Origin of the sequence: Acinetobacter sp. GFQ9D191M, assembly GCF_011174875.1 — a bacterium.
Classification (GTDB): Bacteria; Pseudomonadota; Gammaproteobacteria; order Pseudomonadales; family Moraxellaceae; genus Acinetobacter.
Genome location: NZ_JAALGV010000033.1, coordinates 45,961 through 63,167, shown reverse-complemented (window position 1 = coordinate 63,167; position 17,207 = coordinate 45,961). Strand labels below are relative to the sequence as shown.

Here is a 17,207-nt window from a genome sequence, read left to right as displayed (position 1 = left end):
ATAATAGTGCGTAAGTCCTAAACATTTAAAAATGTGTATTAATTCAACATTAAACCAATAGTTCTATATTTTTACTTTGATTTATTCTTAAATTATTACAATAATAAACTTAAGCATAAAAAAACTTTATAGGTGATCAAGATGAATCTCGCAGCTTTTGAAGCCTTTGTAAAAGTCATGGAAACAGGTTCGATTTCTTTGGCTGCAGATCAGCTTTTTATTACCCAACCGGCTGTGACCAAACGTATTCACAGTCTGGAAGAATATTTCGGGGTGAAATTATTTGAATCTGCGGGCCGTGGTGTTCAGGCCACTCATGCGGCACATTCCCTGCTGCCTAAGGTAAAAAACTGGCTGAACGAGCTGGGTGATATTCACTACACCCTGAGCCATGAACAGGGTCAGGTCCAAGGCAAACTGAAAATTGGCACCAGCCATCATATTGGCCTGCATCATTTACCGAGCCATCTGCGTGAATATGTACAGCAATATCCAAATGTGACGCTAGATGTACATTTTGTAGATTCTGAACAGGCGCATGAACAGGTCATTGCTGGTGATCTGGAACTGGCTTTCCTGACCTTGCCACCGCATGGTGATGAACGCCTAAAATATGTCACTATCTGGAATGATCCTCTGGTTTTTGTGGTCGCACCATTCCATCCACTGGCTCAGCAAAAAAACCTGTCTCTTGAAGATCTGGTGAATTACCCAAGCCTGCTGCCTTCTGCGCAGACCTATACTACGCAGATTACGATGGCCGAGTTTGAAAAGCAGGGCATCAAGCCGAAAACGACCATGAGCAATAACCCGCTTGAATCCATCCGGATGCTGGTTTCGATTGGTTTAGGCTGGTCAGTCTTGCCCAAAACCCTGGTCAACCATGACCTGCAAGAACTGGATCTGAATCTGGAAATGAACCGTCAGCTCGGTATGGTCTGGCATCCGGGTCGTACTCAATCGAAGGCGGCTGAAGCATTGGTTCAACTGATGCAAGGCCCGTCAATTTAAAATTAATTTTCACATTTCTCTGCTGCATCGATATCGATGCAGCATTTTGTTACCTAAATACATCGCATCAGTTGCTTCCTTTCAAGTACTTTTAAAAGTATCAAATTCATTTTCCTGAAGATGAAAAATTAAAACGTATTCAAGGAAGCACAGAATGCAGATCAAATCTTCTGATTCCAAAACTTTATTATCTTCTTCTCATGACCTGCTCGAAGAAATGGGTTTATGGAAACCGCTTAAACCAACGCTACACCCGACTCCCAACCTTGATTTTGAAGATGAACCGACAGCGCGTGCCGTATTACGTGATTATTTTCTAAATACCTTTGACACCTATGAGCAACTGTTTGACTGTCTGAAAAATGAAGAAGCCTTTTATGACAAACCGATTGCCTTACGTCATCCACTGATCTTTTATTTTGGTCATACTGCCACTTTTTTTATCAATAAGCTGTTGCTGGCTCAACTGATCCCGGAACGTTTAAATCCGCATCTGGAAAGTATCTTCGCGATTGGTGTAGATGAAATGAGCTGGGATGATCTGGATGAACAGAACTATCACTGGCCTAGCATTCAGGCGGTACGTGATTACCGGCATCAGGTGCGTGCCCTGGTCTTGAAAGTGATAGAACATGCGCCGCTACAACTTCCACTGAACTGGCACAATCCCTGGTGGACCATCATCATGGGCATTGAGCATGAACGGATTCATCTGGAAACCTCTTCAGTTTTAATTCGCCAGCATCAGTTACGTTATGTACAGAATCATCCGCAGTGGCGTGCCAATGTCATTACCGGTATTGCGCCTGAAAATAGTCTGGTAAAGGTACCGGCAGGTCAGGTCAATTTACATAAAAATTTCGAACATGCTTTTTATGGCTGGGACAATGAATACGGCCACCATCATGCCGAAATTGCAGAATTCGAAGCCTCTAAATATCTGGTATCCAATCAGGAGTTTTTAGCCTTTGTGGAAGCAGAAGGCTATCAGACAGCTGACTACTGGACTGAAGAAGGCCAGCAATGGTTGGCATTTTCTCAAGCCACACATCCTACCTTCTGGGTCAAAACAGAACTGGGTTGGTCCTTAAGATTGATGCTGGAAGAAGTTCCAATGCCTTGGGACTGGCCAGTCGAAGTGAATTATCATGAAGCCAAAGCTTTCTGTAACTGGAAATCAGCACAGACCGGAGAATCCATTCGTCTGCCCACTGAGGATGAATGGTATCGATTGTATGCAGTTTCAGGACTGGATCCAAAATTACCAAGTCCTGAGCAAGCCAATATTGAATTAAAATATGGCCCTAACTCTTTTCCGGTGGATCATTTTCAGCATGGCGATTTTTATGATGTTCAGGGCAATGTCTGGCAATGGACCGAGACCCCGATTTATCCTTTCGAAGGCTTTCAAGTCCATCCTTTCTATGATGATTTTAGTACCCCAACCTTCGATGGCCAACATCATCTGATTAAAGGCGGTTCCTGGATTTCAGCTGGTAATGAAGCCCTGCACAGTTCACGCTATGCGTTCCGGCGACATTTTTTCCAGCATGCCGGTTTTCGTTATGTTGCCGCGGAAGAGACATCACCGCAGTTTCACTCTCAATATGAAAGTGATCAGCTGATTTCCCAATATCTGGAATTCCAGTATGGAGCAGAATATTTTGCTGTTCCAAACTTTGCCCAAAGCCTGATTCAATTGGCTCGTTCTTATTTTCAAAACATTCCGTGTCATAAAGCGCTGGATATCGGGTGTGCAACCGGACGCGCCAGCTTTGAACTGGCCCAAGATTTTGATCAGGTCACCGGTCTAGATTTTTCAGCCCGTTTTATTCAGCAAGGTGTGGTGCTGGCGCAAGGAGAGACCCTGCGCTATAGCATTCCTGTTGAAGGTGAACTGGTGGAATATAAATCCTGCTCACTGGCAGAACTTGGACTTGAACAGGTTGCCAATAAGGTCGAGTTTTATCAGGGCGATGCCTGCAACCTGAAACCGCAGCTTAAAGATTATGATTTTATTCTGGCAGCTAACCTGATTGATCGTCTGCATCATCCTAAAGCTTTTCTAAGTGAGATTCATAATCGCCTGAATATAGGCGGCATTTTGATGCTGGCCTCACCTTATACCTGGCTGGAAGAACATACAGCACGCAGTGAATGGATCGGCGGATTTAAGCAGGCGGGAGAAAACCTGAGTACCTTAGAGGGCATCAAAGCTTTGCTAAGTCCACATTTTGAAATGCTGGACGAACCTGTGGATGTGCCTTTTGTGATCCGAGAAACAGCGCGTAAATATCAACATACCCTGTCCCAAATAACTTTATGGAAAAGGGTACGATAATTCCAAAATGAAAAAGCCAATCAGTTGATTGGCTTTTTGTTCGCTATTCCATCCCACTGGTAGCATCTTCATGCAGAGATTCATTAAGCTGATCCACCACAATGGCCCATTCTCCATCTGAAGCAATTTTTTCAGCCAGGAACTGGCGCTGTGCATCTGACCAATACGGCGCCTCCATCAGGTTTACATCTTTGGGTAATTGATGCTCATGAATAAATTGGGCAATCCCTTCTGCACTCGAATCCAGACCTAACTGTGCAAATAGATGAGTCATACGTGGTCTAACTTGGGTCATTTTCATTACCTCAGCGCTTGCTATCGTTATTGTCGACTTGCTTTATTTATTCTGAGCATAGCATGTTTATTCAGCAACGGGCATGTCAAAAAGTACCCTATTCTGCTTATAAAAAAGCACAACCGAAGTTGTGCCTGATTAAATCAAAAGAATTGCTTAAATCGACCAGTCCTGAATTTCCCAGCCCTGTTCTTTGGCCAATGCTTCCAGACGATCATCCGGATTCACAGCAATGGCATGATCGGCATATTCCAGCAGAAAACGGTCATTGATTGAATCTGAATAGGCCCAAGACTCGGTCACGTCACGACCTGCCAGCCATTGTTCCAGACGGGTCAGTTTACCTTGTTGATAGCAGGCAATATTGGTCACCTTACCGGTATATTTACCATCAACGACTTCAGCATTGGTGGCAATAATTTCAGTAATCCCAAACTCACGGAAAATCGGTGCAGTAATAAAGTCCGAAGTTGCAGTAATGCCTACAATTTCATGCCCTGCATCTTTATGGCGCTGAATCGCTTTAAAACCTTCCAGACGCATCTGGGGGCGAATGACTTTTTGCATGAACAGTTGATGTAATTCGGTCAGATAATCATGGTCATGTTGGGTCAAAAACTGGAACACAAATTCATTATAGGCATAGGGATCCAGTTGACCCTTTTTATAGTCCTCATAGAACTTGTCATTCATGGCGCGGTGATGAACGGGATCCACCAGGCCTTCATTGACCAGGAATTCCCCCCAGGAATGATCCGAATCGGTGTTTAACAGGGTGTGATCGAGATCAAATAGCGCCAATTTCATGAAAATACTCGTAAAAACTGAAATTTAAGAAAAAAATTGTAAATCTATCTCCGCTAGTCGATAGAAATTCGTTAAGATCATAGCAATTTTAACATTTTTAAACTTTGCTTTTTTTCGAGTTGGATAAAGAAATAATATTCCCCGAAAGCAAAGGCATAAATTAAACAATTTTAGGTAGCCAAATGATCGACTCAGAAGGTTTCCGACCGAATGTCGGGATCATTTTGGCAAACGATGCTGGACAGGTTTTATGGGCAAAACGCATTGGTCATAATGCATGGCAATTTCCACAAGGAGGTATCCAATATGGAGAAACCCCTGAGCAGGCACTTTATCGTGAGCTGAGAGAAGAAGTTGGCTTACTGCCTGAACACGTCCAGATTATCGCGCAGACCAAAGGATGGTTGCGTTATCGTTTGCCGTATCGATACATTCGCACGGATTCAGATCCGGTATGTATCGGTCAAAAACAGAAGTGGTTTTTACTCAAACTGACGGCGCCCGTACAGAACATTCAACTTGATCTGTCCGATCCGCCCGAATTTGATCAATGGCAATGGGTCAGTTACTGGTATCCATTAGGCCAAGTGGTGAATTTTAAACGCGATGTTTATCGCAAGGCCATGATTGAACTCTGTCAGCAATTACCACAACAAAAACCTTAAAAAAATCGCGTGCATGTGCAGATTTTTTGCTCGGCTATTGTTATAAATAAACTAAATTACCGGACTTCTAAAAAAATACGGAGCAGCTCCCATGTCGAATATGCAACTGGATACCCTGAGACGCATTGTCCAAGAGATTAATGCGTCTACCAGTTTGCATGAATCACTCGATATTATGGTCAATCAGGTCGCTGAGGCCATGCATGTGGATGTCTGCTCCATTTATCTGCTCGATGAACGCAACCAGCGCTATCTGTTGATGGCATCTAAAGGCCTGAAGCCTGAAGCTGTCGGTCATGTGTCTCTACATACCGGTGAAGGTCTGGTTGGTCTGGTGGGTCAGCGTGAGGAAATCGTTAACCTCGACAATGCCCCTAAGCATGATCGTTTCCTATATTTACCGGAAACGGGCGAAGAAATTTATAATTCCTTTCTGGGCGTTCCGGTCATGTACCGCCGTAAGGTCATGGGCGTACTGGTGGTCCAAAATAAAGAATCCCAGGATTTTAGTGAAGCGGCTGAATCATTCCTGGTTACGCTATGTGCCCAGCTTTCGGGCGTAATCGCTCACGCTCACGCAGTCGGTAATATTGATGTATTCCGCAAGCCAAATAATTTACCAGCATATAAAACCTTCCAGGGCGTATCGGGTTCTGGCGGTATTGCACTCGGCCGTGCCATTGTGCTTTATCCACCTGCAGATCTGGGCGCTGTTCCGGATCGTGAAGCAGATGATATTAGCGAAGAACTGGCTTTGCTAGATAATGCCTTAAATTCGGTGCGTGAAGAAATTCAGTTCCTGGATGACAAGATGCAGGATGCGCTGATGGCCGAAGAACGTGCTTTGTTCAGCGTGTTCTTGCGTATGCTGGATGAAAATGCCCTGCCATCGGAAATTAAAGCACTGATTCGTGATGGCCACTGGGCGCAAGGTGCGGTTCGGATCGTAATTGATAACCATGTGGCGCAGTTTGCCCAGATGGAAGATGATTACCTGCGTGAACGTGTCGCTGATCTGAAAGATCTGGGTCGCCGTATTCTGGCCAAATTACAGGAAGCCGATGAAAGCCATCGCGAACTGACCGATGAAAGCATCCTGATTGGTGAAGAAATTTCAACGGCTGCACTGGTGGAACTGCCTGTTGATAAGATTGCCGCGATTGTCACCACTGAAGGTGCCATGAATTCGCACATGGTGATTGTGGCACGCGCACTCGGTATTCCGACTGTCGTGGGTGTGACTGAACTGCCAATCAATACCCTGGATGACGTCGAGATGATTGTCGATGCGCATCAGGGCCGTATCTTTATCAATCCACCACGTCGTCTGCGTACCCGCTATAAAGAAATTCAGAAAGAAGAAGAGCAGATTGCCAAAGATCTACGTCAATACGAGACCAAAGATGCAATTACGCCAGATGGTACCGCTGTACGTCTGTTCGTAAATACTGGCCTGATGATTGACGTGGTTCGTGGTGTACAACGCGGTGCCAAAGGTGTTGGCCTATACCGCTCTGAAATCCCGTTCATGCTACGTGACCGCTTCCCGGGCGAAGAGGAACAGCGGGCCATTTACCGGCAGCAACTGAGTCACTTTGCCAATAAACCGGTAGTCATGCGAACGCTGGATATTGGTGCAGATAAAGACCTGCCATATTTCTCGATTGAGGAAGAAAATTCAGCATTGGGCTGGCGCGGTATCCGCTTTACCCTGGATCATCCTGAAATCTTCTCTTCTCAGATTCGCGCCATGCTAAAAGCCAGTATCGGTCTGAACAATCTGCATATCCTGTTGCCGATGGTGACCAGTGTCAGTGAAGTTGAAGAAGCACTGTATCTGTTAGAGCGTGATCATTATGCCGTTCAGGAAGAAGAGCAGGTCAAAATTACCAAACCGCAAATCGGAATTATGGTCGAAGTACCAAGCGTACTGCATCAGATTGATGAATTTTCTGAACTGGTCGATTTCTTCTCGGTCGGTTCTAACGATTTGACCCAATATTTACTTGCTGTAGACCGGAATAATCCACGTGTGGCCAATGTCTATTCACACTTACATCCAGCGATCCTGCGTGCCCTGACCCGTCTGGTAGAGGATTGTCACCGTAATAACAAACCGATCAGTATCTGTGGTGAAATGGCCGGTGATCCTCTATCGGCCGTACTATTAATGGCCATGGGATTCAATACCCTGTCCATGAGTTCTAGCAATATTTTGAGAGTCCGAAAAACGATTTGTCATGTACCGATGCCTGATGCACAGGAATTACTCAAACATGTACTAAAACTGGACAATCCACTCATGGTAAAAAGCTGGATGGAGCATTATTTTAGAACACATGGTTTAGGAGATATGGTGAAATCCACCACCCGTATGGTCAGCGCTTAAGGAGGAACTTTTCCAGGTTCCTCTGCATCTGTCGAGGTACTTATGGAATTTGTGCTTATCCTGCTTATGCTGGCTGCAGCGTTTTATTTTATTATTGTTGCACCGGCCTTACGTTCGCAAAAATCCAGATATACATCTTCTCGTGGTCGTAATAACACAAGTACCAGTCATCAGTATATCCGTGAAACTGAACGTCCTAAAGCCTGTCCCTTATGGGGAATTGAAATTTCTCGTACCCAGCAACGGCGTTTAGGCAAGAATGATCCATCGGTCATTGCCGCAAAACTGTATCGGCAACAGCTAGGAAAATTTGCCAGTTTTCAGCAAACCCGGCCTATGGCTGATGCTGATCCAAATAGATCTTCGAGTTCTGCGACCCTGCCCCGTTTTTTTCAAAATATGTTTCCCGAAGAAGCTTCTTCAACCACCCGGCGGACTTCACCGCATTCTTCGAAAAGAAATTCATCTTTTCACTATACCCTCCAGAATCCCTTAAAGTCAGCTCCTGTCCAAAGCAGATCCACTTCTTCCTGGCCGCCCTAAGCCGCCCATAAAAAAGGGCGATCATCTTGTTGATATCGCCCTTGTTTGTGCTTGGTATAACCACGTTTTGCATTTTTCTTCCGGTCTACAAAAACCTGGCTTTTATTGACTTCATGCATATGTTTGGCCACGAAGTTTGGCATGACTGCCTCTACAGCTTTTTTCTTTGCCATCTTGCTCTCTGTTTAATTTGGACTAAGGAAATGATCCGCTCGGGATGTGAAATGATTATAAGGGCGACTGGCCAATTTTCAAGCAGATCAGGACTTAAATATTTTCCAGAAAATAGATAATTTGGTAGATATTCTTGCTGTAAAAATCAGAAAATTGTGAGCAAGAGAATGCTGATTTAACTACCTGTTTAATCCTTGAATTTTAATCCTTAAATCTTTCTATTTAAAAAATATTTATAAAATTAATAACTTAATAAATATTTAATAAAACCTAATGAAATCTAAAAGAGATATTGAAGCATTTTTCTGACTTAGAGAAGACATCTTAAATTCTGATTTTCTTACTTAATCATTTTAAACTGAGTAAAAAATTTGCATATTTTAACATTGTCACATTTCTAGAAATATCTTATGTTCAAATTAGATTATTTATTTTCAATGACTTAATTTTTATTCATTTAGGCAGTATTTTCTGAAGTTACAGAAAAACCAAACTTATTGCCAAAACACCCAATTCAACAACTCACTTAATTAAAAATCTGTTGGAAATAAAGCCCCTAATGTTATTCCTGCGCTTATAGATGATTTTTTTGAATGCTGGAATAACGAATAAAATTCTCAACGCTTGGAGAGAAATATGAGCCAAGATATGAAAAAGTGCCCTGTCACCCATCTGACTACTGAAGCTGGCGCACCTGTAGTCGACAACCAGAACAGTATGACGGCAGGTAGCCGTGGCCCATTGCTGGCCCAAGATTTATGGCTGAATGAAAAACTGGCTAACTTTGTTCGTGAAGTGATTCCTGAGCGCCGTATGCACGCAAAAGGTTCAGGTGCATTTGGTACCTTTACCGTAACCAATGACATTACCGAATATACCCGTGCAAAAATTTTCTCGGAAGTCGGTAAAAAAACTGAACTCTTTGCCCGTTTTTCGACCGTCGCTGGTGAACGCGGTGCAGCTGATGCAGAACGTGACATTCGTGGTTTTGCCCTGAAATTCTATACCGAAGAAGGGAACTGGGACCTAGTCGGTAACAATACACCGGTATTCTTCCTGCGTGATCCACGTAAATTTCCTGACTTAAACAAAGCAGTAAAACGTGATCCGAAAACCAATAAACGTAGCGCCACCAATAACTGGGATTTCTGGACTTTATTGCCGGAAGCACTACATCAAGTTACCATCGTAATGTCCGATCGTGGGATTCCGGCTGGTTACCGTCATATGCACGGTTTCGGCAGTCATACCTACAGTTTTATCAATGCCCAAAATGAACGCTTTTGGGTAAAATTCCATATGCGTACCCAGCAAGGTATCAAGAATCTGACTGATGCTGAGGCAGCAGAGTTGATTGCTAAAGACCGTGAAAGCAGTCAAACCGACCTGTTTGATGCGATTGAACGTGGCGATTATCCGAAATGGAAAATGTACGTTCAGATCATGCCTGAAACAGATGCCGAGAAAGTGCCTTATCATCCGTTTGACCTGACCAAAGTCTGGCCGAAAGGTGATTATCCACTAATTGAAGTAGGTGAATTCGAACTCAACCGTAATCCGGAAAACTATTTCCAGGACGTAGAACAAGCCGCTTTTGCGCCAAGCAATCTGGTACCAGGTATCAGCTATTCACCGGATCGCATGCTACAGGCACGTTTGGTCAATTATGCTGATGCAGCGCGTTACCGTGTAGGTGTGAATCATGCCCAGATTCCGGTCAATGCCGCACGTTGCCCGGTACATTCAAATCACCGTGATGGTTTGGGCCGTATGGATGGCAACTATGGTTCATTGCCGCATTATGAGCCGAACAGTTTCAGCCAGTGGCAGGAACAGCCAGAATTCAGAGAGCCCCCTCTCAAAATCACGGGTGATGCAGATTTCTGGGATTATCGCAAAGATGATAATGACTACTTCAGCCAGCCACGTGCCCTGTTCAACCTGATGAATGATGAGCAGAAACAGGCTCTATTTAATAATACCGCAGCCGCAATGGGTGATGCGCTTGATTTCATCAAGTACCGTCATATCCGTAACTGTTATGCCTGTGATCCCGCCTATGGTGAAGGTATTGCTCAAGCTCTTGGGATGAGCGTAGCTGATGCCCAGATGGCTCGAGCAACTGATCCAGCTAAAGGCCTACCAAGCTTTCTCTAAGTTTTTTAGCTTGAACTGAGCGAATAAAAAACCACCCGAGGGTGGTTTTTTTATTGGTGTTAAATTAAAGCATTAGGAATATGAATTGCAGTTCATTTCAGGTCATGTGTTTGACGGTCACGGATTTCAAAAAGGTTCTTCTACCGGTACCCAGATCTTTTTCATATCCATCAGATTCACGAAGAAATCATTGCTCAACATACCCACCCGATCAGTCAGTATGCCATGCTTGTTTCCACCACGATTGGCACCTGTACCCTTCAGCATAGGATTTAATCCTATACAAATGAGAGCTACTCTATATGCTAGCTAACGACTCAATCGTTATACAGGAGTGATCTTAAGCCCTTAGACAATAATCCGTTTGCCTTCACGAATACAGTAAAACGGGTTAATCAGCTTGGATGAATGCTGAATAATATGCTGCAGTTCATTTTCAGGCTGGTCACGTGCTTCATCAGTGAGCTGGAAGGTCCGATAATGAATGGCCATAGAACAACGTGCCATTAAGTCCTGATGGGCATGAAAAGCATCTTCCGGATTCATATGAATATTGCGCATCAGTTCACGCGGTTCATAGGCACCGATCGGCAACAGCGCAATTCGTGGTGGCCCCAAGCGTTTGCGAATTTCCTTGAAATGCGGCGCATAGCCGCTATCCCCGGCAAAATAGCAATGATCCTTACCATTCAATAAGGAAAAACCGCCCCATAATGCACAGTTCTGATCGCGCATTCCACGTCCTGAAGCATGCTGTGCTGGCGAGTAGACAATCTGGATATCTTCAAAAAATGCATTTTCCCACCAGTCCATTTCAATGACATTATAGTCTTTAGGCAGGTACCAGCCATTGCCAAGGCCAGTATAGATCGGCATTTGATAGGTTTGATGCAGCCAGGCCAAGGTCGCCAGATCCATATGATCATAATGGTTATGGCTAAGCAATACGGCATCAATATGCGGCAGCTCATCCAGGGCAATGCCAGCAGGAATGACGCGCTGTGGCCCTCGGGATGCAGAAGGACTGGCATATTCACACCAGACCGGATCAGTCAGAAAATTATACGGCCCGATCTGGATCAGAGCGGTGGCATGCCCAATAAACCAGATTTGCCAGTCATCTAAAGTGGCTTCCGGCCGATTTTGTGGCAAGGCACGCGGACGTGAAAAAAACTCGGCACGTTCCTGTTCCAGATTTACTTCCCAAGTTCTGGATTTTCTAGTGAATAACCATTTATACAAGTCAAAGCGACTCTGCTCGAGCGAATGATGCTCCAGATTCTTAAACCGCTCACCATCAAAATGATCGGAATGTAGATAATCAAATACCGGCTTGGACCAGAGATGTTTCCAACTGGACTCAGTCTCAAGCTGAAATTTTTTAGTCTTGAAAAGATCTTGCATAAATATCCACTATTTATTATTTGTTATATGCAAGACAGCATCCACCTGGAATTTTCAAACGGAGCATCTCTTTAAATCGCATACAAACTTATATACTTCGGTATTTCAGCATAGTATGAAATACGTGCCTAAGATTCATTTATGTTTTTGTTATTTTTAGCAAAACATCGAGCCCATGGAAAGACTAAAACCGATGAAAAGCTTCTAAAAAAATGAATACTCGAGATCAAGTTTGTGTCCATTCTTCTTTCTAAAAAGACAGGAGAATGATCGATATTCATCCGATAATTCTCACTCCGTACCTGACTGTACATGATTTCATGACCTAAATTTTTATCCCGTATTCATGTAATCACGCTTGATGCCCTTCTGACTATCCGACGAAAGTTATCTACTGAAATCTTCACTTCCTTAAATACGACCTTGAGTCCGTTCCAGCCATACGGCTTTGGTTTGAGGTTTCACAAACAGAGTAATAATTTCAGGGTGTAGCTGTTTAATCTGCGCTTCAATCCGGTTGACGCAAGCTTCGATTTCATCAGAAGTCAGATCGTCTTTGAATTCCAGACTTAAGGAGGCAATCACCTGATGCGCGCCCATTTGCTCAGTCAGCACCCCATTGGCGCTATAGACCGCAGTATCCTGCTGGGCAATGTTAAGTACATTTTCACGCAGTCTAGGATCGGCAGTTTCACCAAGTAACAGCCCTTTTGTTTCACGCGCCAACAGCCAGGCCGATACAGCCAGTACCAAACCAATCAGAATTGAGGCCGCTCCATCTAGCTCAGGGATATTTAGCTGATGTGCGAGAAAAATACCTACCAGCGCAATAAAAAGTCCGATCAATGCAGCCGTATCTTCAAATAACACAGTAAAAGTCGTTGGGTCTTTACTGCGTCTAAAAGCTTCAAAATATCCCATTTTGCCTTTGTGTTTGCGAAAGGCTTTTAAAGCCACGAACCAAGAAGTTCCTTCACATAAAATCGCAATACCGAGCACAATATAGTTAATCATCGGGTCTCGCATTTCTTCAGGGTGGATAATGTGCTGGATACCCTGATAGATTGATACAATGGCGCCCAAAGCAAAGACCATTAAGGCGACAATAAAGGCCCAGAAATATAGCTCACGACCATAGCCAAAGGGATGCAATGCATCGGGGCGTTTTTGAGATTTTTTCATACCGTGCAGCAGCAGAATTTCATTCAGGGTATCCACTACCGAATGAATAGCTTCACTCAACATGGCAGAACTATTGGTAATATAGGCTGCGACAAATTTAACCAGCGCAATAGCCAGGTTGCCAAATAACGCTGCATAGACCACAATTTTATTAGATTCAGATGACATTCAAAGTTGTCCTAGTCTTTCCTCAAACAGATGGATCTATTTGATTTTTCATTTTATCTCTTTGCATCTTAATAAACTGCTGCGATAAATTGTTTATTGTTTTGTTGTTCTCATTTTTAATCGGAATCTTCATGCCTGTAATTGTCCATACTTCTGCCGATCGGCATCCTCAGCTCCTAGAATTGTGGGAACAATCCGTCCGTGCTACGCATCATTTCCTAAATGACGCGCAGATCCTAAAGATCCGTCAGCAGATTATTGATCATAATTATTTCACCCACGTGCAATTGTTCCATGTGGAACATCAGCAGCAGATTCTGGGTTTTATGGGCATTGCAGGCAACAAACTGGAAATGCTGTTTGTCTCTCCTGCGGCATTTAGAAAAGGCATAGGCAGCCAGTTATTACAACATGCGCTTGCTCTAGGTGTGACTGAAGTCGATGTGAATGAGCAGAATCCTGATGCGACTGCTTTCTATTTAAAACATGGTTTCGAGATGATCAGCCGTTCAGAAACCGATGCTGAAGGTAATCCCTACCCAATTCTGCATCTAAAACTGCAAAAATAAAAAAGGAAGCCAAAGCTTCCTTTTAGGTCTGAATTTAACTTGAACAATCTATTTTAAGATTTAGAAAAATACTGCTCGCGCCATTCTTTCCAGAAGTACATCACGATCCCGAACATCACCACGGCAATTCCGGCAAAGGCATGACTGCTGATCACTTCGTTATTCAGGGTTGCACCGAGAATCAGGGCAATAATTGGCGTCATTACATTACTGAGGGATACGGTGGATGCGGCTAAACGGCGAATCAGCCAGAAGTAACACAGCATCGCCACAATCGAAGACAGGATCATGGTAAAACCAAAGCCAAACAGTGCCTGCATACTTGGCATTTGCGTTGGGAAAGATTGCCAGATAAATGGAATAATCAGTAATGATCCCAATGAGGAAACAATCAAAGAACCGGTGGCTTGCGACATTGGTTTTAAAGGAGCATTGATCTGTTTTACCCAGAAAATCGAGCTGATATAAGACACCATACTAATCAGCATCAGTACCACACCCCACGGATTCACTTTACTATCTGCTGACTCCGCAAAGACAAAACTTAAACCACCGACGGCAACTGCCATACCGAGCCATTGCAGCCAGATCAGACGGTTGGTTTTCAGGATGACATGCCCGATCAGACCAGCAACCAGTGGTGAGAAGCCGAAAATCAATGCCATTAAGCCAGAGGTCAAATAATTCGCAGCCAGGTAGATAAATAACTGCGCACCAATGAGGTTCAGACTACCTGCTACATAGCTCATCATGGAGGTTCGATCAAATGGCAATGGATTACGCATCGCTGCCAAGATCACCAAAGCCAGCACAGAAGCACCGAAATAACGAATGATCAGCACCCACATCGGATGAACTTCTGCAACGCTCCAGACAATCGCCAGTGGCGTCGCTGCCCAGATCAGCACCAGCAAGGCATAAATACTTGCCGTCACTAGCATGGGAGATGAATTTGAATTCATAAAGGACTCAATTAAATTTTAATCAGAAAGAATTGAACTAACTTCTCGTTCAAATCCACAATCGACAATACTGATGGTGGCAGGGATGCCGCCACTAAACTGGGATATAGGGATATATCCTCATTTTAGCAAAAGATTTTTATTACTTTTCATCTTTGAAAAGTAAGCCAAACCTACACAAAGCCATTTCAAATCACAATAGAATGTGAGGTCATGACAGCACAATCTGACAGACATAAAAAAGCAGACCCAAGTTGCCCAAGGTCTGCCCTTTTGTAAACTTATCAATAAAACAAAGTTATTTCACAAGTTTACGAAGATCCTGGCTGAGATCTAAATATTTGTCTGCTTCAAACGCTGCATTCTTGCTGATCAGCTTTTTCAGGTGACGCATTTCTTTTGCCGCATTTACAGTAATACCGCCAACAATAACGCCATCAGTCACACCAAACATCACGAATGATGATTCAGCGCGAAGCTCTGGATTGATTTCACCGCGAACTTGCCATTCAGCAGCAGCCATGTCACCCACGAACTGGTAGTTGATGTCCAACTGATCTGTCCAGAACCATGCTGGATTTGGAGTCGGATGCTCAACGCCCATCACATGGCGCGCAAAGATGCCTGCTTGAAGGTTGGCATTTTCCCAAGTTTCGACACGACGGTGGTTACCGCAATTACGAAGTTGAGTTGCCACATCACCTGCTGCATAGATGTCTGCATTTGAAGTCTGGCAGTTTTCATTTACTTTAATCGCGAAATCAACATCCAGGCCAGCTTCTACAGCCAATTGTGCATTTGGCACGATACCAATACCATAAACTACAGCATCAGCGCGAAGTTCTTCACCACCCTCAAGGGTAATCACCACTTCTTCACCATCCAGTTTGCAATCTGCAATCTTAGTTTCCAGACGAACGTCGATCCCTGCCAAACGTTGTTGTTCAAGCAGGAATTCGCTCAGAATACGTGGCGAACAGCGACCCATCACCATAGGACCCATTTCGATCACAGTCACCTGACATTCTTTGAAACGTGCAGAAGAAGCCAGTTCCAGACCGATCACACCACCGCCGATCAAGACAATATGACGGCCTGATTGCAACACAGGTACTAAAGCTTGTGAATCTTCAAGGTTACGCAAGGTATAAACGTGTTTACCCAGCGCATCGAAGTTCGGCAGACGACGAGCTGCGCCGCCTGTAGCAAGCAACAGTTTGTCATAAGCAACAACGTCACCATTTTGAAGTTCAACCGTTTTCGCTTCAGCGTTGATTTTTGCCACGCCATTGCCACGAATGGTTTCTACACCAAGTTCCGCCAGTTTTTCTTCTGACAGAATCTCAATCTTGGTTTCTTCAGGTTTTAGAATCACGTCTTTAGACAGTGGTGGACGCTCATAAGGAAGATGCGTTTCATCACCGATCAGAATGATTTTACCTTCGTATTTATTGCCACGAAGTTCTAAAATCGCGCTTGCACCTGCCTGGCCAGCACCTACAATTACGATGGTTTCGATGTTGCTCATGTCTTTAACCTTTTAACTCTGCAGATACGATGCCGAAGCCCGCAATCCATTCACTGATTTCTTCATAACAGTGCGTTGTCATTTCGTACTCGCCCATTTCGCTTAAAGCAGCAAATGCCGCCATCCACGAACGGACTTCCTGACCACCACGGCCACCATCACGGCGGATTTCAGCTTCAGTCATGGCTTCTAGTGCAGCGAAGTCGGCATTCTTGAATTTTTCAAGCAATGCGATATCCCATTCAGCATTCAGAGGAACTGCAACAGAGGTATCGCCCGCTGCCAGTTTCTGGCCCACTGCAATAATTTTTGACTGACGCGCGTTACGTGCTTCAGGTGTCGGGTTACGACCTGCAATCAGGAACTCTTCCACTTCTGGTGGTACAGAACCCATTTGCGGAGTCGGTGGATCATGTGACAGGCCACCTGTACCTAGGACAAGTACACGCTCATTTTCAAGGTTCAGAGATTTGATGAACTGACCTACAGCACGGCCTAAAGCGATGGTACGCTTCGTAGTTGGCATCGGTGCTGCAGCGCCATTAATGAAAATTGGAATCGTTGGATAACGATCAAGTTTGCCGTCGCACAGGAAGTGCAATGGCTGAGTCACACCATGGTCAGCTTGCATACGGTAAGAATACGCAACGTCCACGCCCTCATCGAGTACACGACGCACTAAGCCCAGTGCTTTGTCTTCTGGTACATCAATGTGTGCATTGTCTTTACCATAGTCCCAGTCACCTGCAGCAGTCGCGCGAATGCCCACACAGAAGCTTGGCATCAGGTCATAGAAGAAACCATTGAAATGGTCAGGACCAAAGGTAATGATCAGGGTTGGGTCGTAAGCTTTTACTTCAGCAGACAGTTTTTCAAACGCTTCACGAACAGCCTGTTCTTTGCGTTTTTCCTGCGGTGAAGCAAATTCCATTAAAGGACTGTGCGATGCACAAATAAGTTTAACGGCCATGAGAGACTCCTTAAAAGGAAGGCAGCCTTAGAACAGGCTGCC

Annotated in this window: 16 protein-coding genes; 7 read left to right on the top strand and 9 right to left on the bottom strand. The window is 44.3% G+C overall.

Annotated elements, in window-relative coordinates:
* The first annotated feature begins 141 nt into the window (after positions 1–141).
* On the top strand, positions 142–1,011 hold the full coding sequence (locus G5T77_RS06895; RefSeq protein WP_004781845.1) for a LysR family transcriptional regulator: 870 nt from the start codon (positions 142–144) through the stop codon (positions 1,009–1,011).
* A gap of 217 nt (positions 1,012–1,228) precedes the next feature.
* Entirely contained in the window at positions 1,229–3,352 is a 2,124-nt protein-coding gene (gene ovoA / locus G5T77_RS06890; protein WP_166138123.1) for a 5-histidylcysteine sulfoxide synthase, read from the top strand.
* Between the two features lie 43 nt (positions 3,353–3,395).
* Here the strand turns inward: ovoA and G5T77_RS06885 are convergent, their stop codons facing one another.
* Together G5T77_RS06885 and G5T77_RS06880 are read right to left on the bottom strand one after the other, a co-directional pair.
* On the bottom strand, positions 3,396–3,647 hold the full coding sequence (locus tag G5T77_RS06885; RefSeq protein ID WP_004781841.1) for a DUF2789 domain-containing protein: 252 nt from the start codon (positions 3,645–3,647) through the stop codon (positions 3,396–3,398).
* Between the two features lie 156 nt (positions 3,648–3,803).
* Positions 3,804–4,454 carry an HAD family hydrolase gene (locus tag G5T77_RS06880; protein WP_166138120.1) on the bottom strand — a complete coding sequence of 217 codons (651 nt, stop codon included), beginning with the start codon at positions 4,452–4,454 and terminating at the stop codon, positions 3,804–3,806.
* 182 nt (positions 4,455–4,636) lie between these two features.
* Between G5T77_RS06880 and G5T77_RS06875 the strand changes: the two genes are divergently transcribed.
* From G5T77_RS06875 to G5T77_RS06865, 3 genes are all read left to right on the top strand, one after another.
* A complete protein-coding gene (locus G5T77_RS06875; protein WP_004781838.1) occupies positions 4,637–5,119 on the top strand; it encodes an RNA pyrophosphohydrolase in 483 nt (160 codons plus the stop codon).
* A gap of 91 nt (positions 5,120–5,210) precedes the next feature.
* Positions 5,211–7,508 (top strand): phosphoenolpyruvate--protein phosphotransferase, encoded by a 2,298-nt coding sequence (gene ptsP, locus G5T77_RS06870; protein ID WP_159123644.1) that lies wholly within the window; start codon positions 5,211–5,213, stop codon positions 7,506–7,508.
* A 42-nt stretch (positions 7,509–7,550) separates the two neighbouring features.
* Positions 7,551–8,051: a hypothetical protein gene (locus G5T77_RS06865; protein ID WP_166138117.1), complete on the top strand. Its 501-nt coding sequence runs from the start codon at positions 7,551–7,553 to the stop codon at positions 8,049–8,051.
* Here G5T77_RS06865 and G5T77_RS06860 read toward each other — a convergent pair.
* Positions 8,048–8,224 (bottom strand): hypothetical protein, encoded by a 177-nt coding sequence (locus G5T77_RS06860; RefSeq protein ID WP_004781833.1) that lies wholly within the window; start codon positions 8,222–8,224, stop codon positions 8,048–8,050. The genes G5T77_RS06865 and G5T77_RS06860 overlap by 4 nt on opposite strands.
* 637 nt (positions 8,225–8,861) lie before the next feature.
* On the opposite strand from G5T77_RS06860, the gene G5T77_RS06855 reads away from it, so the two are divergent.
* Positions 8,862–10,382 carry a catalase gene (locus G5T77_RS06855; protein WP_004781832.1) on the top strand — a complete coding sequence of 507 codons (1,521 nt, stop codon included), beginning with the start codon at positions 8,862–8,864 and terminating at the stop codon, positions 10,380–10,382.
* 126 nt (positions 10,383–10,508) lie between these two features.
* Here the strand turns inward: G5T77_RS06855 and G5T77_RS17045 are convergent, their stop codons facing one another.
* The 3 genes from G5T77_RS17045 to G5T77_RS06840 all read right to left on the bottom strand — a co-directional run bounded on the left by G5T77_RS17045 (position 10,509) and on the right by G5T77_RS06840 (position 13,136).
* Positions 10,509–10,649 (bottom strand): hypothetical protein, encoded by a 141-nt coding sequence (locus tag G5T77_RS17045; protein WP_171431268.1) that lies wholly within the window; start codon positions 10,647–10,649, stop codon positions 10,509–10,511.
* Positions 10,650–10,730: 81 nt separating this feature from the next.
* Positions 10,731–11,786 (bottom strand): MBL fold metallo-hydrolase, encoded by a 1,056-nt coding sequence (locus G5T77_RS06845; protein WP_034704696.1) that lies wholly within the window; start codon positions 11,784–11,786, stop codon positions 10,731–10,733.
* Between the two features lie 411 nt (positions 11,787–12,197).
* Positions 12,198–13,136: a cation diffusion facilitator family transporter gene (locus G5T77_RS06840; protein WP_166138114.1), complete on the bottom strand. Its 939-nt coding sequence runs from the start codon at positions 13,134–13,136 to the stop codon at positions 12,198–12,200.
* Positions 13,137–13,267: 131 nt separating this feature from the next.
* Here G5T77_RS06840 and G5T77_RS06835 point away from each other — a divergent pair, with 131 nt between their 5' ends.
* Entirely contained in the window at positions 13,268–13,705 is a 438-nt protein-coding gene (locus G5T77_RS06835; RefSeq protein WP_004781822.1) for a GNAT family N-acetyltransferase, read from the top strand.
* Between the two features lie 53 nt (positions 13,706–13,758).
* Here the strand turns inward: G5T77_RS06835 and G5T77_RS06830 are convergent, their stop codons facing one another.
* The 3 genes from G5T77_RS06830 to G5T77_RS06820 form a co-directional block, all read right to left on the bottom strand.
* On the bottom strand, positions 13,759–14,667 hold the full coding sequence (locus tag G5T77_RS06830; RefSeq protein ID WP_166138111.1) for an EamA family transporter: 909 nt from the start codon (positions 14,665–14,667) through the stop codon (positions 13,759–13,761).
* Positions 14,668–14,965: 298 nt separating this feature from the next.
* Positions 14,966–16,195, bottom strand: a complete 1,230-nt coding sequence (gene hcaD / locus G5T77_RS06825; protein WP_166138108.1) for a 3-phenylpropionate/cinnamic acid dioxygenase ferredoxin--NAD(+) reductase subunit — start codon at positions 16,193–16,195, stop codon at positions 14,966–14,968.
* Between the two features lie 4 nt (positions 16,196–16,199).
* The gene (locus tag G5T77_RS06820) at positions 16,200–17,165 is read right to left on the bottom strand and encodes a 3-carboxyethylcatechol 2,3-dioxygenase (RefSeq protein ID WP_004781819.1); all 966 of its coding nucleotides are present in this window, start codon (positions 17,163–17,165) and stop codon (positions 16,200–16,202) included.
* Between the last annotated feature and the right edge of the window lie 42 nt (positions 17,166–17,207).